A 23027-nucleotide genomic window follows, 5' to 3' on the forward strand; every position below is an offset into this window, starting at 1 on the left:
ATAATGCGGCTAATCTAGCATTCTTTATGGTCAACTTATCTCATTACCTTCTCTGTGATTTCCGTCAACACAATCCCGACTCTGGGATTATTGATCTTAGGGCTTACTATCGTGGTTTTCGATATTTTCGTGAAATATTAAAAATGCTTCCTGAAATGCCTGAGCCTATTTTATTAACCCAGATTTTTGCCCAACTCACTGCTAATGGTCGTATTCATCCCCTTTCTACAGGCGTTGAACCCTCGTAAATTGGCAATGGTATTGAATGTTGATGGCAATATCCCAGTTGTCACGTCGGTAAAACAGAGCCGCATCAAATCGGGTATAGGCAGGGACTTTGTAGTTGGACGGCAGATAATCACCACCGGGGCGAGATCGCCCACAAAATACACGCCAAACCCAAAGCCCAAGCCTTGCAGATTGCCGCTTTGAATTCGATAAGTTGTCCACAAATTGGCGGAATGGTTTGGTGTCAATGCCACCGGACTGCCCACCTCAAATCCAGGTCGATTGTCTTTAGTGTAGCGAGCATCAATGTAGGAATACCCTCCGATCACATTCCAACCCGGTAGAATTTCACCCTGCACGCTGAAGTCAGCGCCACGACTGCGCTGTTCCCCAATCTGAATCGAAAAGCCCTCGTCCGGAGTATTGAGGGGATCAGCCACTAGCACGTTGGTTCTTGTTAGTTGGTAAGCAGCTAAAAGTGCGGAGAGCCGACCGCCCAGAAAATCAGCTTTGATGCCCGCTTCATATTGAGTACTGCGCTGTGGCTCAAAGGTTTCACCCGTTCGAGAATGACCGCCGATATCGTAAGTAGCAAGGGAGCGACTGTAGTTGGCGTAGAGTGAAAGTGTCTCAATCGGTTGGTAGACGATGCCAATGCGAGGACTAAAGGCTCCTACGGGGTTGATATCAACGGTTCCTCCAGCAAAATCACTCGATACGATTGTTATCCAATCATATCGTCCACCCAACACCAGGATCAGGTTATCTAGCAAATCAATCTGATCTTGCAGATAAAGCCCATAGGAGTCACTGTTGTACTGTTGATTGTAGTCATAGCTGTGGGGTCTATCGGTGGATATGTCATAGTCTGGATTGGCAGTGTCCAGTGGCGGCAAGTTTACACCGAAACCAAAAAATCTCTGTTTTGCTTGCTCTAACCGTAAGAATTGCACATACCCCAACACCGTAGTGCCAAAAACTTCTCGAAATCCCCGCTTGAGCTTAAAGTCATTGAGTCCAATTTCTTTGGCTAGATTTAATAGAGAAGGTGGATTATCGAGCGTTTGATTTAAAATAGCTTTGGCATGATGCAAACATTCAATTTCATCAGGACGAAAATGGAGCGATCGCCTCAATACTTGATGATTTTCCTCCCACTGAGCAATCTGAAGTGCCAGTAGTTCCAACACCTTTGCTTCTAAATACATTAGTCTAAGTGTTTCTCGCAACGGACACTGCAATATTTGTTTGAGTACTAACCGCATTGCAGGCGTAGTCACTCCTAACGGCTGATGGAAGGGTTGCTTAATTGAATTTTCTCTCAACTGCTGGAGTAAAACAGGCAACTCTTCAAAGCTTCCCTGAAAACTTTCAAGTAAATCAGGATACCAGTAAATACTGATGCACTGAGTATGCTGGTTCGCAGGAAAATGTTCAAACTCTAGAACATCAGGTAAGGAGAATAAGTAGTTATAGCCTGCAACTTCATCATAATCGTCACTGACCCCAGCGACATTTGGTGTCACAGTTCTTGTACCACCAGACAGAAAAAATTTTGATGTCAGCTCAGGAAAATCATTATGTTTCTGCTCAAAAATTACTGGTTGAGAATACTCATTGTTATGGATTCCTAGCCCAAGATTATAGCGAAGAGAAGTGCAGCGAAAGCTGTATTGACCAAACCACCAAGTAGATAATTGTGATTTTCCCTCATAGTCATTGAATAACTGCACGTCCTTGCAAAATTCCCCAAAGTCTTCTGTCCCAGTTAGACGAATAGTCATGGTGATACTCTCAACTACTTATTGAGAAATAGTGTCTATTAGTAGGGAAAGCGAGTGCAACTAAAATATTATGTATAGCAGTCGAAGCATAGCTTAGGACATAATAGAAATAAATAAGCTGAAAAAGCAGATGCCAGCCTCTTATAGTTACGATTTAAGAACTAAAGTGATTAATGCGATTGATGGAGGAATGGGAAAAACTCAAGCGAGTCGCATCTTTCAAATTAGTCGGAATACAATAGACACGTGGTTAAAGAAAAGAAAATATTCAGGAGATTATCAGGCAAAAATAGGATATCAACAAGGATACAACTCCAAAATTACCGATTTAGGGGAATTTCAGCAATTCGTTGAGTTAAATGGTAGCAAAACTCAACAAGAAATGGCAGAAGCTTGGCCAGAAGATATTAGCGATGCCTGCGGCGAGCTTTGCTAACGCACTATAGGAAAAGCCTTAAAAAAAATTGGTTATACCCGAAAAAAAAACTTACGGGTATCGAGAAAGGGATGAAGACATTCATGCGGGAATTTCAAGCCAAAATCAGCCAAAAACAAGCAACAGAGCTAGTCTACGTTGATGAATCAGGAATGGATAATCGAGAAGATTATGGTTATGGATGGAATCCCAAAGGCAAAAGATTTCACGATTTAAAATCAGGAAAAAGAAACATTAGAGTTAGTATTATGAGTGGTTTATGTCAAGGAAAGCTAGTTGCCCCATTGACGTTTGAAGGTTCTTGTAATCGGTTAATTTTTGAGAAATGGCTCGAAGAAAAACTATTACCTGAACTTCAATCAGGACAGACAGTTATTTTAGATAATGCCAGTTTCCACAAATCTCAGAGAATTCGTGAATTAATTGAATCATCTGGCTGTGAAATTGAGTATTTGCCACCCTACTCTCCTGATTTTAACGATATTGAGCATTATTGGTTTCCCATAAAAAATCGAGTTAGAAAATCAGAAAGCACTATCGAAGACTTTCGGGAGAGAGTTGATACAGCTATTCGTTTAACGTCCTAACCTATACTTCGATTGCTATATCTTGTAGTCGCGTGGAACAAATTCATTACCAGGGCGCTCATCGACAAAATATACGCCTAACCCAAAGCCCAAGCCCTTTAAATCGCCGCTTTGAATTCGATAAGTTGTCCACAAATTAGCAGAATTATGTGGCGTAAGTACTACCGGACTGCCCACTTCATAAATTTCATCTTTAGTGATAATCGCATCAATGTAAGAATACCCTGCTGTCACATTCCAACCCGGTAAAATTTCTACCCGTCAAAGTAAAATCAATGCCGCGACTGCGCTGTTCTCCAACCTGAATACTAAAGTCTTGATCTGGCGGACTGAGGGGATCGCGTGTCAACACGTTGGTTCTTGTAATTTGGTAAGCGGCTAAAACTGCTGAGAGTTTACCATCTAGAAAATCAGCCTTGATGCCCGCTTCATATTGAGTACCGCGCTCTGGAGCAAAAGCTTCACCCGTTCTCGAACGACCATAGGACGTATTATAACTGTCAAAAGAACGACTGTAGTTGGCGTAGAGCGAAATGTAAATGCATTGCCCGATGCTAAACGCAGTTGAGCGTTGGCAATGTCAGCAATAAAGTTATTGCCATTTGAGCGATTGACTACTTGCAATTGTTGCCCTTTTAATGTCTGTAAAATCACCTCCACACCCGAAGAGGTAGGATTTGCTTTGACTGAAGTCACTTGTACAACTTCACCTCCCTGTTTTCCCCCAAGGTTCGGGGGGACGGAAGGGGGGTTGTTTGGAGCAGGCGGGTTCTGCTGTTCTATCTGAGCGAACCATTCTTTGACTGTTCTTGCAGAACGGTTAAGTTCCTGTACACTATGAATTTCGGTTACTTCCTTTGCGTGAATTGGTTGTATGACAACAGCAACAAAAAAACAGGAAATAAAAAGCGATGTCTTCTCTTTCAGAGACGCTACCGCGAACGACGGGCTACGCCTACGCAACAGTTTTATCACTCCGCACACCCAACCGGATTTTTCAAAACAGAGTCGATTATTTGAGAATTATTTTTAGATAACTCTATTTAGGAGAATACAGAATTTAGGTGAGCGCAAATATCTGAAATCGGATTTTTTTATCGGGATTCGGATCTACCTTTTGCTACAAGCCTTTTTGCTGACGATATTCTCTAGGAGTCATGCCAAATTGCCGCTTAAACAAGTAGCTAAAATGACTGGTACTTTCGTATCCCACTTGATAAGCAATTTGTGCGATCGCAAAACTCAGGATGCGATGCACAGTAAATACGATGTTACGTAGTTTTTTATAACTCAAGTTAAACGCTCCTTCGCACAAGTTCAGGCTCGATGAATTAGTTTTCAAGCATTCTTGTAAAAAATCTACACTCAGATAAGTGGGGGAAGTCAAAAGGTAACTGAAATTGTTCCCTGTACAGTAAATGGTGCTTGGGGGAAGGTGAGGTAGCCGTTTGATTCGTAATATTTGATATCAAAAATGTTCTTAAAGTTGAGTCCAACTTGCCAGTTACTTCGTTTGTAAAAGATAGAAGCATCGGTTCTGACATAGGAAGGAAGGATAAATTGCTCGCTTTGGTTAGCAACGCGATCGCCTACAAAAAAGAACCCCGCACCAAACTGCAATCCTTGTAAGTTACCTCTTTGAATTTCATAAGTTGTCCAGAAACTCGCGCCATGATAGGGTGCATTTTCTAAATGCTTGCCTTGGACTGTTGGGTCGTTATCTTTGCTAACGTAAGCATCATTGAGAAAACCAGAAGCAATAACCTTCCAACCTGGTAAAATCTCCCCTGCTACATCTAATTCAATCCCTCGACTTTTCACTTCTCCTAGCGCAATTACGTATTGAGGATTGTCAATGTCTGTAGTGGCAATATTTGTTTTAGCAATGTCATAGGCTGCGAGGGTTGCTGAAAGTCGTTTATCAAATAGTTCCGTTTTGATGCCAATTTCGTATTGAGTCCCGCGAGAAGGCTCTAGTAACTCATTGTTTACTGTTCTGCTATATGGGTCTACTGTAAAGGAGCGACTGTAGCTAGCGTATAGCGAAATGGGTTCGATTGGTTGATAAACAATGCCCACACGCGGTGAAAAGGCATCAAAGTAATATCTAGACTCGTCTGGTTCATTACTGATACTGATGTCAGATATATTTTCACTATTTGAGTCAATAAAATCATATCTACCACCTACAAGCAACTTCAGATTGGGCAGCAATGTCACTTGGTCTTGTAAATAAATTCCTTTGGTATCAGTTGTACTATTGTACTGGCTATAGATGCGCTCAGGCAGTGGAACATCATAGTTTGGCTCAAAAATATTGATCGAAGGGAAACCACTAGTAAAGCCTTTGCTATCTTGAGTATTCCGGTTCCAGTCTAGACCTAACAGCAGTTGATGAGCGATAGAACCTGTGTTAAATTTACCAATCAAGTTGGTTTGCAGCGCTAAAGTTTGTGAATAAGTCGGATCATCACCATACTGCGTTCGCGTCAGTGTTCGACCATCCTCTAAAAGTCCAATATCGTTATTAGTAACTTTGCTACTTCCCGCACCAAATGTCCACGAAAATCTGTTCCTGAGCCGCCAATTTTCATTAAACTGGTGATTTAGTGTTAGCTCTAAACGATTATTTTGAGAATTTTGATAATCATCAGGTTGAAACAAATTACGATTTCTAGGCAAGGTCAAAAAGATTGGTTCTGGTCGAAAGCCCCGGTCGAACCCTTGTTTAGAATCAAGATATTCATAAACGAAGTCTAGGGTTGTCGCATCACTAATTTTGTAGGTAAAAACCGGAGAAATATAAAAAATCTCGTTTTCAATATAATCTCGATAGCTACCAGAATTTTCATAGGAAACATTCAAACGATACAACAACTTTTTATCATTAGTGAGCGGTCCAGACAGGTCGATAGTGGGATTGTAGAAATCGAAGCTTCCAGCTGTGAAAGTAGCAGAGTAAAAGGGATTGCTTAAAGGTTTTTTTGTCACATAATTCACCACTCCACCCGGCTCTAACTGACCATACAGCACTGAAGCGGGGCCTTTGAGTACTTCCACTTGTTCAATGTTGGCACCATTAGCAGGAAGTAAACCAGTAAAACCATCTACCAAAGTACTGCCGAAAAAACCGCGAATATTGACATCACCTAAACTATTGCCATAACCTGATACACCTGTAGTACCGGACACATTACGAACAGCATCGCTTATACGTGTGATTCCCTGATCCTTGATTACTTGTTGGGGAACCACCTGAATCGACTGGGGAATATCACGTAAAGGTGTATCAGTCCTGGTTGCGGTTGATGCATCTGGCACAGTATATCCATCTTGCTCACCTGTCACTACAAGTTCAATTGGTTCATCACCAAGAGAGTCAGGTTGACTTGGCTTAGTGGGAGTTGCAGGCTGTTGTGCTTGTGTGGAAGGTGCTGCGCTAGCAACACTAAGAATCAAACCCTCGTCAGGACTGTCAAATAACTCTACAGTCGCTACATTCGCCTCACCAATCACCGTCACTCGAATAGTATTGGCATCCAAGTTTGCTACCGTTATCTCGGTAATACCTGCAACTGGCTGCTTTGAACGAAATGTAAATGCTTCACCTGAAGGTAAGCGCAGTTGGGCGTTGGGAATATCACCAATAAAGTTATTGCCAGAACTGCGATTCACCACTTGCAATTTTTCACCAAGGGAGGTCTGTAAAATCACTTCTAAACCCTGCTTTGTGGGATTCGCTTTAACTGCCGTCACTGGCACAATTTCTGAAGTAGGTACTGTTTGTGGTGCTGGCGACTGTACTAGTTCTTGAGCGCTAGTGTTAGTCGGTTCTATTTTATTGAGTCTTGGAATCTCTCTAATCGTTCTAGAAATGCGTAATGCCGATGCAACAGATTTATCCTGTGCTTGTTTGTTCATTTCAGCAGCAGTTGCACTTCTTGCGAAGCAGAACCAAATAGAGCATGTCACCAAAACAATCTTTAATATCTGTTTTAACACCATGTAGTACCCCTATACATACTCTCCACTTACCACTACTCTCAAAAAAGCAGCAAATAGCTGTTAGTTGCTGAAATTGGCAGTCAGCTACTTGAGAATAAACATTACAGTAAATAACTCAGCAATTGCAAAAAATTCTCAAATTTTCACTAAGTACAGCCCACCTTAACAATTCAAAATTCAAAATTAAAGACATTTTCAGACGGGGATTTAAACCCCGACTGAAACTGACCGAAGGCGGAGTAGCTCCGACTTTGCCGTGTAGACGTAGGGGTCTTAAACCCCTTGATTTACGATAAAAAAGGTTTGGAATTCGATTTTCTGTAGGTTGGGGAGCCACTGCGTTGGACGGGTTTCCCGGCTTAAAGCAAGTGGCGTTTGAGGAACGAAACCCAACATCCATGCGTTTGTTGGGTTGAGTAGAGCAAAACCCAACAAAGAGTTAGTATTTTCAACCCCTATTAATGGTGACATGTACTAAGAAAGTTAATAGATACAGTAGACCAAAAAGCTTTGCGATGCCTGCGGCGGGCGTAGCCATCGCTCTGTAGATTTTTTCTTTTAAAGACTATTGTTTAATTAAAACAGATGAAATTCTGCGATCGCTCTAGGAAAATTTTTGTTTTCATGTCCTGGCTGACTGAGTTTAATCAAAGCAAAACGCTGTAAGGGCGTTAAAGCTGCCCAATTTTGCTGTGTTAGGGTTACACCTATTTCTTGAGCTTTTTCCTGAAGGCTAGCTGGTACAGTGGCAGAGTCTAGCCATGCCGGATGAGGCTCAATAGGCAATTTTGTAGTTGGTATACCTGTGCGTTGTATGATTAATTGCTCGATATACTCGCGGTAAGACTGAATTTCTGTTTTTGTAGTGCAAGGTAATTCGACTAAAGCTTGACGCTCATCTGTCGTCATTTGATTCCAATCAGACAATTTTAGCTTGATGCCACAGGTATCTAATTTACAACGCACCTGCATGGGGATACAGCGCAGGGAATCAACAAAGTCTGCTTCAAATTGAAAGAAATCTGTCACGTCGCTTCGCTCCGAATTCAAAATTTAAAATTCAAAATTCAAAATTAATAATTTATACTGTTGCTCGACAAACCTAAAATTGCTGTGCCCCTAAGAGTGGTCTGTATTCCATGCAATTGAGAACCGCTATAGTTTGTTCGGCATTTTATTTAACTTGCATCTTTGGAATTACTGAGACGAATTATTAAATAACTAATTGATAAGGCAAGAATAGCTATACCTAAACCAATTATATCAATACCTGCAACTTTTTCTAAATCAAGAATAATAATTTTTCTCGCAACAGCAATTAAGGAAGTAACAATAACTAATTCAACTTGAAAAACGTGCCTTCGTAAATATGCTGTAATATTTTCTAAAATTTCTAAAGCGATTAAAATATTCAAAAATAGTCCAAATATTTTATATAATGTTGTGTTAAACGTTGCGTAAGGGGCTGTAAATAACTCTTTCACAATAAATATTCCTAAATCTCCGATCGCTACCAAAATTACGAGCACCATAAAAATAGATAGAACTTTAGAAACTAGCACTTCTATGTTTTCAATGATGTGCATGAAGTTCTCATCTTTGGTAGCCCCTATAATTTCCCTCAGTAACTTTTTCATCTGCTACACCCAATTTTGAAATAAAATAAAATCCTATAGATAAATCTAGAGGATTAAAAATAATTCGTAATTTGTAATTAAGTTTTGCAACTCTTTAATCTGGCAAAAAACAAAAAACTTGCTGATTACCTAGCTCTCTGGACTGAAACCACCAGAATTCATAAAAAAATGTCTGACAATGTTTTATAAGTTTCTATGTTTTTTATTCTTTATTCATAGCTAAAACTAACTGTAGTAAAACCTCTTATTGCTAGAATTTTACCTCTTTAGATATAGTAATTGGTAACGGTCAAAATTAGAGAGTTATAAAAAATGATAATAACTATTGACTATTGATTATTGACGAAATTACCTATTGCTGGTTATAAATTACCACTTTCGAGCTACACTTTGCTGCTTACCATTGTGAAGACTGGAGTTGATAATCTTTGATGGCAACCTCCACCGAAATTGGTATCAACTGCACAGCACAGGCTTTTAATTCTGGTTGCAGCGAATCGGGGCAAGATTCTGGATGAGTGAGGGTGTTGGCTTCGGCATTATCTGCCCATAGCGAACCCCAGTGCATAGGGACAAAAACTGTACCAGGTGCGATCGCTTTTGTCACTTTAGCAGGAAACTTCGCTTTACCCCGACGCGATCGCACTTCCACATTCATACTATCAACAATACCTAACCGAGCAGCATCACGAGGATGAATTTCGATAAACGGTTCGGGATGCATTTTGCAAATTTTTTCAATTCGACCGGTGCGTGTCTGCGTATGCCAGTGTCCGTAAAGTCGCCCATTAGTTAGCACAAATGGATAATCTGGGTCTGGTGGTTCTGCCAATCCCTTGGAGTAATATGCTCCAAATCGAGCGCGTCCGTCAGGGGTGTGGAAGCGCAAGTTAGTGTATAGTCTTTTCCCAGAGCGATTGGCAGATGCTTCTCCCCTTGCAACGCCAGCTCCTCTGCTCCCCCTGCTCTCTTCAGGATGAGGCCATTGAGTTGGGCCTTGTGTCTGTAATTGCGCGTGACTGATACCTGTCATATCGCAGGGGCGAGTTTTAGTTAGTTTGACAAACTCAGCGTAAACTTGTGCAGAGTTAGTAAAAGCAAATTCTTTCTCAAAACCTAATCTACGTCCAACTTCAGCAAAAATTTCCCAATCTGCTTTCGCTTCTCTTGGTGGTTGGCGGAATGCTGAACACAAAGTTACCATCCGTTCGGAGTTTGTCATCACACCAGTTTTTTCACTCCACTGGGCTGCTGGTAATAGAATGTGAGCGTAGACAGAAGTTTCTGTGGGATAATATGCGTCTTGGTAAATAGTGAAAGGCGATCGCAACAACGCCTTCTTAGTCCGCTCTAAATCTGGCATACTCACAGCTGGGTTGGTAGCTGCAATCCAGAGTAACTCTACAACGCCATCTTCCAAGCCAGTAATCATGTCCCAAGCAGTTAAACCGGGATTGGGCGAAATTTGTCCTGGCTTGAGTCCCCAAAACTCTTCAACTTCTGCACGGTGCTGGGGATCTTTCACTGTCCGATAACCTGGTAATAAATTCGCCAAACCTCCGGCTTCCCGACCTCCCATCGCGTTCGGCTGACCAGTGAGGGAAAAAGGGCCAGCCCCAGGTTTGCCAATTTGTCCAGTCATCAAATGCAGGTTAATGATAGTTCTGACCTTAGCCGTCCCTTCTGAGGATTGATTCACACCCATTGACCACAAAGACAGTACTCGCTGTGATTCACCCCAGTAGCGAGCTGCTGTTTCTAAATCTTCAATACTGATTCCACATTGACGAGCCACCACTTCTGGCGGGTAGTGGCGAATCACCTCAGCATAAGCGGGAAAGTTACTGGTGCAATCGTCCATGAACATCGTATCAATGTAATTCCAGCGCATCAACAAGTGAGCGATACCGTTTAACAAGTCGATATCTGTACCGGGACAAATAGCTAAATGCAAATCAGCGGCTTCTGCGGTTGGTGTGCAACGGGGATCAACCACAATCATTTTGACTTTGCGGTTTTTTTTGTGATATTTCTCCAGTCGATTGAAAACGATGGGGTGACATTCGGCTGTATTAGTACCAATTAGAAATGCACAGTCGGTTAACTCCAAGTCATCGTAACAGCATGGAGGCCCATCAGAACCAAAGCTTTGAATGTACCCAGCTACAGCACTAGACATACATAAGCGAGAGTTGGCATCAAAATTATTAGTACCCAGACAGCCTTTCATGAGTTTCTGGGCTATGTAGTAATCCTCGGTTTGAAACTGACCGGAACCATACATACATAAGGCTTCTGTCCCTTGGGTGAAGCGCACATTTTGAATGCGCTTAACGATCAGATCAAAAGCTTCATCCCAACTAACGCGGCGAAACTCTTGATCTAATGAGTCTCGCACCATTGGATAATGTAATCTATTTTTATCTAAAGATTCTGCGATCGTTGCACCTTTGACGCAAACCATTCCTTGACTGGATGGATGGGCTTTATCACCGCGCACCCGCCAAGTTGGATTTCCTTGGCTATCTCGATTAGTTGCTTTGCCAAGTTGGGCTGGAGGTGAAACTTCTAAACCACAGCCAACACCACAGTAGGGACAGAGAGTTTTGGTAAATTCACTCATGATCTTCAGTTGATTATTCTTCGCTTAAGAAGATAGTCGTTGCGGTTTCTGGTAATTCACCTTCAAATGCAGGGGCAAAGGAACCTTTTGGTTCTTTGAGGAAGAAGGCACACATAAAAGCGCAGACTAGTGCAGCCAAACCCATTGTGGAAAATAGTGTGGGAGCATCGGTTAAGCTGAAAATTGTCAGGTAAACTACGCCGCCAAAATTACCGTAAGCTCCCACATTACCGGCAATTTGTCCAGTGGCTTCTTTCTTAATTAGGGGAACGATGCTGTAAGTTGCACCGCAGCCAGCTTGGGCAAAGTAGGCAGCAAACATTGTAACTGCGATCGCTACCGGAATCGGCCAGCTACTATTAATAAAATGTGCAATCAAATAACTAACACCAATACCTGCACTAATAATTGTCATTGTCCATTTGCGGGAGCTAAATTTATCAGAAATTAAGCCACCACTAGGACGAGAAATCAAATTTAAAAAAGGATAGGTAGCAGCAATCATCCCAGCTACAACATGCTCTAAAGCAAAGGTTTTTTCAAAAAATGCCGGGAGCATAGAAACGGCTGCTAGTTCGCTGCCAAAGTTAGTTATGTAAGTGAATTCGAGTAAAGCTACTTGACCAAATTGGAAACGTTCAGATGGAGCGTAGGTTTTTTTGCCAATTAAAAGTTCTCGGTTTACCTGCCAAGCTTTGTAAGTTTGATAAGCAAACAATCCTGCTAATAGCAACCAAGCCAGATACATTTGGTTCAAAGTTAGGAAGTGAATATTCTTTTGTTCCAAGCGCCAAGCTAATAAACCCAAGGCAAAAATCAAACCAAAATTCGAGACAATCATCGCCCAGAAGCTTTTAATACTCGTCACTTCTAAAGAACCATTTTTCTTCGGTTTCTTGTAGACTTTGCCTGTGGGCGTATCTTGGACACTGTTGTAATAAATTACGCCGTAAATAGCTGCAATAATCCCTGTAAGTGCGATCGCAAACCGCCAGTTAGAAGCACCACCAGCGAAAAAGCTAGTAGAAACTGCAATCATCGGTAAGGCAAACTCTGCACCAAAAGCCCCAAAGTTACCCCAACCGCCATAAATGCCTTGGGCAATTCCCATCTCCTTTGGCTGGAACCATTCTGCCACCATGCGGATTCCTACGACAAACCCAGATCCGACAATTCCCATCAGCAAACGACTGATGACTAGTTGATTAAAATCTTGCGCTAGCGCCGTTGCTAAACAAGGAACAGCCGCAAACATCAGCAGCATTGAGTAGGTGATTCTGGGGCCAAAACGATCCAGAAGCATTCCAATAATTAGCCGTGCCGGAATTGTGAGGGCGAGGTTACAGATGCCTAAAGTTTTAATTTGCTCTGGTGCTAGATGTAGTTCTCTACCAATGGTTGTAGCGAAGGGAGCAAAGTTAAACCAACAAACAAAGGTGAGAAAGAAAGCAAACCAAGTTTGATGTAAGATGCGGTAGCGATCGCTGAACGAAAATAAGTTTTTAAGCATTCTAATCTTTCTAATTGAATAAAATACGGAGAAGATGAGCCTTTGAACTCGGAAGTTGCACCTTTGAACTCGAAGGTTGAGCCTTTGAACTCGAAGGTTGAGCCTTTGAACTCGGAAGTTGCACCTTTGAACTCGGAAGTTGCACCTTTGAACTCGAAGGTTGAGCCTTTTATCTCGGAAGTTGCACCTTTTATCCCGGAAGTTGCACCTTTGAACTCGAAGGTTGAGCCTTTTATCTCGGAAGTTGCACCTTTAATCCCGGAAGTTGCACCTTTGAACTCGAAGGTTGAGCCTTTTATCTCGGAAGTTGCACCTTTAATCCCGGAAGTTGCACCTTTAATCTCAGAAGTATGAGTTTTGCCCCATACCCAATGCCCAATGCCCAATGCCCAATGCCCAATCAGTTACTAACTAGTAGGGCTTCCTGCTTAAGTTTTGCCCCAAAGTTTTTGATTAGTAAGTCTTGCAATACTGGCTGCAAGTCTTCGCATGGTATGCCTTTGGTGACGCAAGTTCCCAAATGAGCATCTTTGCCAACTTTGCCGCCCATATATATGTCAACACCTTCGAGGGTTTTACCATTTTTGCGAGTTTTAGTTCCCATCAAGCCGATGTCTGCAACTTGAGGCTGTCCGCAGGAGTTGGGGCAACCTGTCCAGTGAATTCGCACTGGTTTGGTGAAGGTTAATTCTTCTTCTAAGGCTTTAATCATTGCCAGGGCACGATTTTTGGTTTCGATGAGGGCAAAGTTGCAAAATTGTGCGCCTGTGCAAGATACTAGCGATCGCGTCAGCAAACCTGGATCAATAGAAAACCTTTGCAGCAAAGACTCTGTTAAAAATGTTGCTAAACGCGAGTCAGCTATGTTGGGGATAACAATGTTTTGCTCAACTGTAAAACGAATTTCCCCAGTGCCGTAAACTTCTGCTAGACGAGCGATTTCAAACATATCTTCGGCATACAACCGACCGACAGAAATGTGCAAGCCTACGTAATTTAATCCTGCTTGTTTTTGTTTATATACTCCTATGTGGTCGCGTTTTTCCCAGTCGATTTCGTCTTTAGCCGCTGCGGGTATAAATGATTTACCCAAACGGCTTTCCACTTCTACTCGAAACTTATCTAAACCCCATTCATCAATAAGCCACATCAGGCGGGATTTTTGCCGATTAGCGCGTAAGCCGTGGTCACGGTAAACTTCCAAAACGGCTCTACATACAGCTACCACATCTTCTGGAGCCACCCAAGCATTCAAAGGAATCGCCGCCTCACAACGTTTAGCTGAGAAAAAACCACCGACGAGGATATTGAAGCCGAAAATTTTAGAGGGAAAATTTTGCTCCTCTGCTCCCCTCTCCCCCCTATCCCCAGAGGGGACCCCGAGTCCCCCCTGCTCCCCTGCTTTCTTAAATGCTGGCACAAAAGCCAAATCGTTTATTTCAGCGTGAACTGAATTGTCTCGTCCACCTGCGATCGCAATATTAAACTTCCGTGGTAAGTTGCTAAATTCTGGGTTTCCTTCTCCTTTGTTGGTGAGCATATCTTGAATTTGTTGTACTAACTCTCGCGTGTCGTACAACTCATCTGCATCTAACCCCGCCACAGGATCGCCTGTGATATTGCGGACGTTATCCATCCCTGACTGAACGCTGGTTAAACCAACTGCGTGAAATCTATTAAAGATATCTGGTAAATCTTCAATCCTAATCCCCCGTAATTGAATATTCTGTCTGGTAGTAATATCAGCGCAACCATCATCACCATAACGCTGCACTACTTGGGCTAAAACACGCATCTGACTGCTGCTGAGAATACCGTTAGGCATCCGCAACCGCATCATAAACTTGCCTGGGGTAACTGGACGAAAAAACACGCCTACCCATTTGAGTCGATGATCGCGATCTGTTTCGTTCATTGCCTCCCAACCCAGAGCGGCAAATTTCTCTATCTCACCCTTGATGGCAAGGCCATCTTTTTCTGCTTTTAATTTCTCGAACTTATTGAGACTAGTGGTAGTTGCTGTGTTTGTCATGAGGCTGAATCTCGTTGCAAATTACTGATAAGATCGGAAACTGTGGTCGTAATTACCCAATATCAATCAATCCGTAGTTACATTAGGTGCTGTAGCTACGAGGGTTAGGGAATAAAAACTTAATATTTAATTACGGCTGATTATTTTTGCTCAAGAGCATTCCAACGCGAAACTGCAAATCCGTGGTTAGTTAAGGAAAACTTGTGGTCATGTACATGTTGAGAATTTGTCAAGCAGATTTAGATAATGTTCATGTAACAATTTCGATACTCATAACTTAAGGTGAGATTTTTGTTAAAATCGTATAAATTGTTACGATTTTTGGGAAAATTTACAAAAAACGCATGAATACTATGCATTTTTTACATTAAAGTCACCAATGAACGATGTAGAACCCTTAATCAACGGTATTTGAGAAGACTGAAGCAATTTTGGATCGCTATAAATTAATCTAAAATCCAAAATTGAGTAGCAGATGTTAGCTAAAACTTAGATATTATTTCAGCAGTTATGAAACGTCGTGATTTTATTAATTGGGTAGGTTTGGGTTGGATTGCGAGTTCTCTACCTGTAGCGATCGCAGCTTGTTCTTCTCAAACAACTTCAGCATCTAAAGATTGGCAAAGAGTGGGTACATCGGCAGAATTAGATAAAACAGGTCAATTGCTGGTAAAAAACTCACCTGTTGGGCCTGTGCTGGTAGTCGGCACATCTAAAGCCGGAAATCTAACTGCTGTTGACCCTACGTGTACTCACGCAGGTTGCCCTGTAGCATGGAAAGCTGATGCGAAAAAATTCGCTTGTCCCTGTCATGGTTCGGAATATGGAGCCGATGGTAAAGTGCAAAAAGGCCCAGCGACAAACCCCCTGAAAACTTACGCCGCCAAGATTGAGGGTAATTCAGTTGTAGTCAAGCCAGGTTAGTGGAGGCAGGGGGCAGGAGGTAGAAAATTGATAATTCAAGCAAGATATTGTGAGTAACATCAAACAGCTTTTGGTGCAAGCCGAGGCAGCATACGATGCAGCTGATTGGTCATCACTAATTCAATATTTGCAACAATTAATTTTAGGGGCAGACTCGGAACATCCAGAGATAGTTAAAAATCGAGAATATCTTCTGAAATTAACACTTTCCATGTTAAAGATGGGAGATTTTCAACAACGCTGGGAAATTACCAAAGTGTTGACTCACTTGGGAAATATTACCATCCCATCTCTCATTGAGATATTAGAAGACGAAGATGCAGAGGAAGAATTACGTTGGTATGCAGCACGGACTTTAGGCGAATTTCAGTACCCAGAAGCCATCGCACCCTTAGTTGAATTGTTGAAAAACGATCAAGATCAAGAACTCAAAGCGATCGCAGCGACAGCACTAGGACAAATGGGTACTGTTGCTATTACTTCATTAACTGAACTTCTATTAGATGAAAATACACGATTGTTAGCAGTGCGATCGCTTTGTTGTATTCGGCAACCAGAAACCATCACACCCCTGTTGAGTGTAGTGCAAGATCCGCAAGCAACAATCCGCGCCGCTGCAATTGAAGCCCTCAGCAGTTTTCATGACGAACGCGTACCACCAGTATTGTTAAAAGCTTTGGATGATATAGCCGCCACAGTCAGGCGTGCAGCAGTGCTTAGTTTAGGTTTTCGCCCTGACTTATATCAAACATTAGATTTAGTAACGAGACTGCAACCCAAACTTTACGACTTTAACCTTGATGTTTGTTGTGCAGCAGCAGTTAGCCTTTCTCGCATGGGTAGTGATGATGCTGCTAAATACTTATTTGATTTACTGATTTCACCCCACACACCGATAACATTACAATTAGAAACCATCCGCGCTTTAAGTTGGGTGGGGACATTATCTAGTTTGGAATATTTGCAAACAGCACTGAATCAAAGTACATCAGAAACAGTCTTGCAAGAAATTGTCACCGTTTTAGGACTCGTCCAAAAACCGCAGTTAACGACACCAGCCGCAGAAATCTTACTGCAAATACTACGATCGCAGCATTCAGCTACAGAGATTGTCAGCATCAAAAGTGCGATCGCCTTGTCTTTAGGACAGTTAGGCAAAATGCAAGCAGTTCAACCATTGATTTCACTGTTAGGCGATTCTAACGCATCAGTGAGACTACATGCGATCGCTGCACTGAAAAATCTGGATGGGGAAGCCACACATCAACAATTGCAGCAGTTAGCAAATAATGATGCAATCACACCAGATTTAAAACAAGGAATAGCGATCGCTTTAGCCGAATGGTAAATTTTAGTCTCAACTTTTAATTGCATAGCATCTTGTTGGCGCAGCCTCTCGCACACACAAAAGTATTCCTTAAGTCTAAAGTAAGACACTCCTAGAGTATGAAGTTATAAGTTCTCAGGTGAAATAGTATTGTGAAGTATTGTTTCTAAAGTCTCAGCCGCTAGCAGCATCTAGCTGTTTAAAGTTTTTAGTTCATTTATATCCAATTAACTAAAAACTAATGTCAATCAAGTAATTATATTTACCGAGATGAAAATCCTGCTTAAATTAGCGATCGCTTGTACCTCTTAAGGAAGTCGGTTTATCTAATTACAGACTCTAAAACGTTTTACGCTTATAAACTAACTTATACTTTAATGCCAAATTATTTCTTGCGATATAAGTAGTTTTACTCTTATGGTAGAAGTCCGGTGAAAAAATAACACTTATGCTAGATAACAACAAAATAATTCATAATAATCAAGTAAAAATGGGATAGATAAAAGTAAATATAATATTTAATTTATATTTTGAACAAGCGACTTTGTTCGTAGGTTCTTAATCCTGAATTAATTACTGTTTATGAGTTATTTTGTTGAATGTGACGAATAGTTAAGTTGTTGTGGTATTTTCAAATCCTTTTGAACGTTTCCAGAAGAAGCCAAGTAAAACACTCGTCAATCTTTCTATGTCAGAATTTACCTAATTTAGCAGTAGATTGAAGAGACAATATCATTTCTGAAAATCAATTAACCACAGAAATCTAGAACATAAAAGGAACCATAAGCATGAAACCTTTAAAGTTATCTAAAGCTGTTTTAGCTACTGTCTTTGCCATCAGTTTCGCTTCTGTATCTTTACCTCCTTTAGTTTCTGCCCAAACTGGAGGTTCCGGTAGCGGAAGCTCCGGCAGTGGAAGCTCCGGCAGTGGAAGCTCTAGTGGTAGCACCGGCAGTGGAAGCTCTAGTGGTAGCACCGGTAGCGGAAGCTCCGGCAATGGAAGCTCTAGTGGTAGCACAGGCTCAGGTGCTGGTGCTGGTGGAAGCACAGCCCCTGGAAGCACAGCCCCTGGAAGCACAGCCCCTGGAAGCACAGCCCCTGGAAGCACAGCCCCTGGAAGCACAGCCCCTGGAAGCACAGCTCCTGGAAGCACAGCCCCTGGAAGCACAGCTCCTGGAAGCACAGCCCCTGGAAGCACAGGCACTGATTCCACAACAGGTACTGGAACTACAGGTGGTGGCACAACAGGCACTGATTCCACAACAGGTACTGGAACTACAGGTGGTGGCACAACAGGTACTGGAACTACAGGTGGTGGTGGCACAACAGGCACTGATTCCACAACAGGTGGTGGTACAACAGGCACTGATTCCACAACAGGTACTGGAACTACAGGCAGTGGTGGCACAACAGGCACTGATTCCACAACAGGTACGGGCACTGATGCAACAGGTACTAACAGAAATGCAGGCGTCGCAGCTTCTGAAAGAACTAGTGATCGCGGTTTCGATTGGGGTTGGCTAGGTTTACTTGGTCTAGCTGGTTTAGCAGGACTACGTAATCGCGAAAAAGTCCGAGCTTATAGCGATCCTGATGAAGTCACAAGTTCTCGCTCTATAAAATAGTATTCACTTCACCACACTCTAGGAGGGCACAGCTACGGCCGTGCCCTTTATGTATTTTGCAAATCTGACGCGATCGCATCTGTATCCGTAAGTTGTACAAAACCAACCTGACCAACTGTAATACTCAGGTAGATTGAGAATCGTTTAAAGCTTCCAAAACTAGGATGGGTAAAGTTTCACAAATTTCAAGATATTGCTGGAAAACTTGTAAACGTTACCATAAGTCGCACTCTCTCTGGTAAATATATTGCTAGTACAACACGGCGGAAATAAAATTTAAAAATTTATATATTTCAGTAGAAAATAGTCAATTATTTTTTTGGCAAAATTTACCGAAAAAATCGGTGCAAAGCGCATAATTGACGACAAAGGCGCTAAAATCTGATTTACTTAAATGTAAATCAGAGAAAAAACTTGTAACAAACTTTACTAAATTGTGGATAAAAATCCGTTAACTTTATAAAACTGATAAATGTAATTCAGGCTACATAAAAATGCGCCTAGAGCAGTTGCAAGCCTTTCTAGCGATCGCCCAAACCGGCAGCTTTCAACAAGCAGCGCGAACATCTGGAGTTACCCAATCGACGATTAGTCGCCAAATCCAAGCATTAGAAGCAGATTTAGAGATAGAACTGTTTCACAGAAGCACTCATGCCAAACTGACGCTAGCAGGTGAACGTTTGCTACCCCGCGTTCGCAAAATTTGTCAAGAGTGGCAGACTGCTACAGAAGAATTAGCCGATTTAATTGCCGGAAAGCAACCAGAACTTTGCATTGCCGTGATTCACTCCCTATGTGGATCTTACTTACCACCAGTGTTGCAAAAATTTTGTCATGATTATCCAAATGTGCAATTGCGGGTGACATCATTGGGAAGCGATCGCGCCTTGAAAGTCCTCAAAGATGGATTAGTAGATTTAGCAATTGTGATGAATAATCGCTTTTTAACCACCAGTAGAGAAATGGTGGTAGAAGTACTTTATGATGAACCTATAGAAGTTTTAACCGCAGCCAATCATCCCCTAACTCAATATGAATTTGTCCCTTGGTCGGAGCTAATTCGTTATCCCCAAGTGGTTTTTAAAGATGGCTATGGGATGCAGCGCTTAATACAAGATAGATTTGAGCGAATGGAGGCTACACTCCAGTCGGCTTTAGAGGTAAATACCCTAGATGCCTTCCGAGGAGTGGTGCGCCAAGGAGAACTGATAGCTTTGCTGCCTCAATCAGCATTATTGGAAGCTCGTCTTGACCCTACCCTGGCGATTCGTTCCTTAGCCAGCAATAATACTAGTGGTTTAGCAGATGGTTCGAGTTTGACTCGTCGGGTAGTTATGGTAACAACTCAAGACCGTCTACAAATTCCCCCCATCAAACATTTTTGGCAACTAGTGCAGGAAAATATCTTACTGCAAATTGACCAAGAGCGATCGGCTTCTTAAGCGTTATTAGTTATTCTTAAAGTCAAGAGTCTTTAATTTCTGATGGGGCTTTTGCAAGATAATTAATAGTTTATAAAAACTAACTGTGCTGTGGTTCTTAGCCAGCCCTGAGTCTTGTTGGGATAAACTCATGCTCTATTATCTTGTTATTCTCGCACGTTAGTTGCTGCACACCAGTTAGCCACTGTTGCGACCCCCGTAACCCAATTTTGAACTTAACCGTGCGGGATTTATACTCTTGTGTGATTGTGATCTGCGGCGGATCAAGAAATCTTGCCGTGAGCGACTTGCCTGGATCTATAATCATGCCCTGAGTTCCGAGTGCGTAGCTACGGAAAGTATTAGAATTTGGTCTGTTTGCGTACTGATCCAGCGATTCTGTTTCCGTAGTTCTATTGCCGCCGTTATCTGTCGTAATCTTTGTTATTTCCTCAAAATATTCCAATGGTGGCGGTGTCAAAAGGCGCAATCTTTTCTGCGATTTGTTGTACCATCTGATATTTATATATAAATTATGCCCAAATTGCCTGTCCGTTATGATATCGCTAGGCTGCATCGTCAAGATATCTAACTCCATATATTTTTTCCAGTCCTCCCCGTTCACCTGTATTTCTTCTATTTCATCGCCACCGTTATCTATATCGCCACCATCTTTGGAAAAGAATTTTTTAACTTTTTCAAAAGGGTTACGCTGGATTACTGGTTGATACCCAGAAGGGGAGTTAAGAGGGGCTTTGGCTTGGATTTTGTTTTTTTTTACCTCCTGTTCAGGAAGCAATTTACGCCCAAGCGCACTACCATTTTGTTGGACAACGTGAGTTAACTCATGGGCAAGTAATTCCTTTCCTCCATGACTCTCAGGAGCATATTCTCCTTGACGGAAGAATATATCTTGTCCTGTAGTGAAGGCACGAGCTTGAATAGATTGGTTGAGTTGGTCAGAGCGGCTATCTGTGTGGATTTTGACACTGCTGAAGTCAGTCCCAAAAGCTTGCTCCATTGGTTGGCGAATATCGTCTGAGAGTGGCTGTCCACTTCCCCGTTCTTGTTGGATTGAAGTTTCCAAGTCAGATGTGGCTGCAACCCCATCACCCTGACGTTGCACCACAGGAGTCATGGAATCTCCCAGAGATTTCATTTGTAATTCTTCTTCTTCCTCTGGTGATGCTTCTCGTTGCACAGACTGTTTACTTACAGGCTCGCTTATCGTCTGCATCACTTGCTGTGCTACTCTATCAGCTTCCTGCTCGTAAATATCTCCTGGCTGGTTAACCGTGAGTTTTGTTTGTGAACGCAGTGATATTCGACTGATGTCGTGCATTAAAGGTAAATTTCGCGATCGCACCTCATTTACTGCTTGGGATGAAGCACCAGACGACTCTGAACCAAAACCACGTGTCGGTTGTTTGAGTGCAGGTATTGAGAAGGAAGCAGTGGTAGCTTTTTTGGGCTGGCCTATGCGTTCTCTCATTTTTTTCTCCTAATGCCTAAGCAGTAGGTGGATAGATATTTTTTGCTATTACTAACATCTAGAGTACAGCGATCGCACTCACAACACAATTTTTCGAAAGTCTAAATTTTCAAAAACCCTATATATAGTATCGGGCGATCGCATTTCAAGAGGTGTAGGTTAGACAAATTTTGATAATTTGACAATTTCATGTCCATTTACTTAACTTAAAAGAGATGCGATCGCCCGCACGTTTTTGCATTTTACAAGATTGGCGTTCGCATTTTATCAACAATCATATATGGGCGATGTCTACACGGGCTTTGCCTACGCAACACTATTTAGACAGTCGCTACAATAAAGGCGATCGCCCTAAAATATTAAGTAAATCAGAAAACGTTAACAATGCCAGCTAAAGATAAATTTCATGCTGTGGTTAGAATTGCTTTAGAAAAGGAGCAGTGGAAGATAACCGATGATCCTCTGCGACTGGAAGTTGGCGGAACTAAGTTTGAAATAGATTTAGGTGCAGAGCAACTGTTAGCGGCAGAGCGAGGTGAAGAAAAAATTGCAGTTGAGATTAAAACGTTCCTGAGTGATTCACCACTAACAGATTATCATGCTGCGTTAGGACAGTTTTTGAATTATCGGCTTGCCTTAGAAATCAGCGATTCAAATCGCATTCTCTATTTAGCAGTGCCTATAGGTGTTTATGAAGCTTTTTTCAAGCGGGAATTTGCCCAAATATCTGTAGAGAGATATCAGATTAAACAAATTATTTATGACCCAATTCAAGAGGTAATTGTACAATGGATACCCTAGAGTCTAATCGCCATATCATTCAGTCGTTGTTGACGACTTATGCTGCTATCCCAATAGCGAATGGTCAGATTGATTGTTACACTGTTTTTGATACAAAACAAGACCATTACATGGTTATGAATGTGGGATGGGATGGTCATCGGCGAGTCTATGGTTGTGTTTTACATTTGGATATTAAACAGGGAAAAATTTCGATTGAGCAGAATATGACGGAAATGAGAGTGGCTCAAGAACTTGTAGAGCGAGGGGTTCCAAAAGATGATATTGTTCTAGGATTTCAATCTCCTGAAATGCGGGAATATACAGGCTATGGAGTTTTTTAACGACAACATCGCGATCGCACTTGTAACACAATTTATGAAAGTCTATATTTTTGAGAAACTTACTCTATAGTATCGAGCGATCGCCTACAGTTACCATTGCCAAACCAACCGACAATATTAGCATTTGTTTTATGGCTTATTTTCGATTAGGCGATCGCACTTCAAGAGGTGTAGGATGGGCAAATTCTGATACTTTCATGTCCATTTACCCAGCTTAAAACAGATGTAATCGCACTACTGCCTTCCCGGAAGTAACTTTTGCCTTTACGTTT

General features: G+C 41.9%; 22 protein-coding genes and 2 pseudogenes. 12 read left to right on the forward strand and 12 right to left on the reverse strand.

The genetic code is table 11. The features are described from left to right. Positions 1-248, forward strand: a pseudogene (locus V7K56_RS09080) (IS4 family transposase); the annotation flags it as partial. On the opposite strand, the gene V7K56_RS09085 reads toward V7K56_RS09080, so the two are convergent. Next, positions 174-2012, reverse strand: a complete 1839-nt coding sequence (locus V7K56_RS09085) for a TonB-dependent receptor domain-containing protein (RefSeq protein WP_334909663.1) — start codon at positions 2010-2012, stop codon at positions 174-176. The pseudogene V7K56_RS09080 and the gene V7K56_RS09085 sit on opposite strands and share 75 nt — an antisense overlap. Before the next feature lie 130 nt (positions 2013-2142). On the opposite strand from V7K56_RS09085, the gene V7K56_RS09090 reads away from it, so the two are divergent. Both V7K56_RS09090 and V7K56_RS09095 read left to right on the forward strand, forming a co-directional pair. After that, on the forward strand, positions 2143-2448 hold the full coding sequence (locus V7K56_RS09090) for an IS630 transposase-related protein (protein ID WP_334909665.1): 306 nt from the start codon (positions 2143-2145) through the stop codon (positions 2446-2448). Continuing rightward, a complete protein-coding gene (locus tag V7K56_RS09095; protein ID WP_334909667.1) occupies positions 2442-3035 on the forward strand; it encodes an IS630 family transposase in 594 nt (197 codons plus the stop codon). Before V7K56_RS09090 ends, V7K56_RS09095 begins: the two co-directional genes overlap by 7 nt. Positions 3036-3050: 15 nt before the next feature. Here V7K56_RS09095 and V7K56_RS09100 read toward each other — a convergent pair whose 3' ends face one another. From V7K56_RS09100 to V7K56_RS09140, 9 genes and pseudogenes are all read right to left on the reverse strand, one after another. After that, positions 3051-3269 (reverse strand): hypothetical protein, encoded by a 219-nt coding sequence (locus V7K56_RS09100; RefSeq protein ID WP_334909669.1) that lies wholly within the window; start codon positions 3267-3269, stop codon positions 3051-3053. Next, positions 3244-3588, reverse strand: coding sequence for a TonB-dependent receptor domain-containing protein (locus V7K56_RS09105; protein WP_334909715.1), 345 nt, complete (start codon positions 3586-3588; stop codon positions 3244-3246). The genes V7K56_RS09100 and V7K56_RS09105 overlap by 26 nt, the downstream gene beginning before the upstream one ends. A 41-nt stretch (positions 3589-3629) precedes the next feature. Further along, a pseudogene (locus V7K56_RS09110) lies at positions 3630-4019 on the reverse strand (hypothetical protein); the annotation flags it as partial. A gap of 136 nt (positions 4020-4155) precedes the next feature. Next, a complete protein-coding gene (locus V7K56_RS09115; protein WP_334909671.1) occupies positions 4156-4422 on the reverse strand; it encodes an AraC family transcriptional regulator in 267 nt (88 codons plus the stop codon). Next, entirely contained in the window at positions 4419-7040 is a 2622-nt protein-coding gene (locus tag V7K56_RS09120; RefSeq protein ID WP_334909673.1) for a TonB-dependent siderophore receptor, read from the reverse strand. The genes V7K56_RS09115 and V7K56_RS09120 overlap by 4 nt, the downstream gene beginning before the upstream one ends. Positions 7041-7616: 576 nt before the next feature. Continuing rightward, on the reverse strand, positions 7617-8069 hold the full coding sequence (locus tag V7K56_RS09125; RefSeq protein ID WP_334909676.1) for a nitrate reductase associated protein: 453 nt from the start codon (positions 8067-8069) through the stop codon (positions 7617-7619). 149 nt (positions 8070-8218) lie between these two features. Next, positions 8219-8677: a phosphate-starvation-inducible PsiE family protein gene (locus tag V7K56_RS09130; protein WP_334909678.1), complete on the reverse strand. Its 459-nt coding sequence runs from the start codon at positions 8675-8677 to the stop codon at positions 8219-8221. A gap of 397 nt (positions 8678-9074) precedes the next feature. Next, the gene (locus V7K56_RS09135; protein ID WP_334909680.1) at positions 9075-11300 is read right to left on the reverse strand and encodes a molybdopterin oxidoreductase family protein; all 2226 of its coding nucleotides are present in this window, start codon (positions 11298-11300) and stop codon (positions 9075-9077) included. Between the two features lie 13 nt (positions 11301-11313). Beyond that, positions 11314-12810 carry a NarK family nitrate/nitrite MFS transporter gene (locus V7K56_RS09140; RefSeq protein ID WP_334909682.1) on the reverse strand — a complete coding sequence of 499 codons (1497 nt, stop codon included), beginning with the start codon at positions 12808-12810 and terminating at the stop codon, positions 11314-11316. A 42-nt stretch (positions 12811-12852) separates the two neighbouring features. Between V7K56_RS09140 and V7K56_RS09145 the strand changes: the two genes are divergently transcribed. Continuing rightward, the gene (locus V7K56_RS09145; protein WP_334909684.1) at positions 12853-13164 is read left to right on the forward strand and encodes a hypothetical protein; all 312 of its coding nucleotides are present in this window, start codon (positions 12853-12855) and stop codon (positions 13162-13164) included. Positions 13165-13210: 46 nt separating this feature from the next. Here V7K56_RS09145 and V7K56_RS09150 read toward each other — a convergent pair whose 3' ends face one another. Beyond that, positions 13211-14842 (reverse strand): ferredoxin--nitrite reductase, encoded by a 1632-nt coding sequence (locus tag V7K56_RS09150; RefSeq protein WP_334909686.1) that lies wholly within the window; start codon positions 14840-14842, stop codon positions 13211-13213. A gap of 510 nt (positions 14843-15352) precedes the next feature. Here V7K56_RS09150 and V7K56_RS09155 point away from each other — a divergent pair. The 4 genes from V7K56_RS09155 to V7K56_RS09170 all read left to right on the forward strand — a co-directional run bounded on the left by V7K56_RS09155 (position 15353) and on the right by V7K56_RS09170 (position 20160). Beyond that, positions 15353-15766, forward strand: coding sequence for a QcrA and Rieske domain-containing protein (locus V7K56_RS09155; protein ID WP_334909688.1), 414 nt, complete (start codon positions 15353-15355; stop codon positions 15764-15766). 46 nt (positions 15767-15812) lie between these two features. Beyond that, complete coding sequence (locus V7K56_RS09160) at positions 15813-17114, forward strand: HEAT repeat domain-containing protein (protein WP_334909717.1); 1302 nt, start codon at positions 15813-15815, stop codon at positions 17112-17114. Positions 17115-17881: 767 nt separating this feature from the next. Further along, entirely contained in the window at positions 17882-18718 is an 837-nt protein-coding gene (locus tag V7K56_RS09165; RefSeq protein ID WP_334909690.1) for a WGxxGxxG-CTERM domain-containing protein, read from the forward strand. A 494-nt stretch (positions 18719-19212) separates the two neighbouring features. Beyond that, positions 19213-20160: a LysR family transcriptional regulator gene (locus V7K56_RS09170; protein WP_334909692.1), complete on the forward strand. Its 948-nt coding sequence runs from the start codon at positions 19213-19215 to the stop codon at positions 20158-20160. A 97-nt stretch (positions 20161-20257) separates the two neighbouring features. Here V7K56_RS09170 and V7K56_RS09175 read toward each other — a convergent pair whose 3' ends face one another. After that, positions 20258-21631: an eCIS core domain-containing protein gene (locus tag V7K56_RS09175; RefSeq protein WP_334909694.1), complete on the reverse strand. Its 1374-nt coding sequence runs from the start codon at positions 21629-21631 to the stop codon at positions 20258-20260. Positions 21632-21846: 215 nt separating this feature from the next. Here V7K56_RS09175 and V7K56_RS09180 point away from each other — a divergent pair, with 215 nt between their 5' ends. The 4 genes from V7K56_RS09180 to V7K56_RS09195 are packed head-to-tail and all read left to right on the forward strand — an operon-like array spanning position 21847 to position 22973. Then, entirely contained in the window at positions 21847-22026 is a 180-nt protein-coding gene (locus V7K56_RS09180; RefSeq protein ID WP_334909696.1) for a hypothetical protein, read from the forward strand. Continuing rightward, positions 22016-22432: a XisH family protein gene (locus tag V7K56_RS09185; RefSeq protein ID WP_334909698.1), complete on the forward strand. Its 417-nt coding sequence runs from the start codon at positions 22016-22018 to the stop codon at positions 22430-22432. The genes V7K56_RS09180 and V7K56_RS09185 overlap by 11 nt, the downstream gene beginning before the upstream one ends. Beyond that, entirely contained in the window at positions 22420-22755 is a 336-nt protein-coding gene (locus tag V7K56_RS09190; RefSeq protein ID WP_334909699.1) for a XisI protein, read from the forward strand. Before V7K56_RS09185 ends, V7K56_RS09190 begins: the two co-directional genes overlap by 13 nt. A gap of 50 nt (positions 22756-22805) precedes the next feature. Further along, positions 22806-22973 carry a hypothetical protein gene (locus tag V7K56_RS09195; protein ID WP_334909701.1) on the forward strand — a complete coding sequence of 56 codons (168 nt, stop codon included), beginning with the start codon at positions 22806-22808 and terminating at the stop codon, positions 22971-22973. The last annotated feature ends 54 nt before the right edge of the window (positions 22974-23027 follow it).

This window comes from Nostoc sp., from assembly GCF_036917535.1.
In the GTDB taxonomy this organism is placed as follows: Bacteria; Cyanobacteriota; Cyanobacteriia; order Cyanobacteriales; family Nostocaceae; genus Nostoc.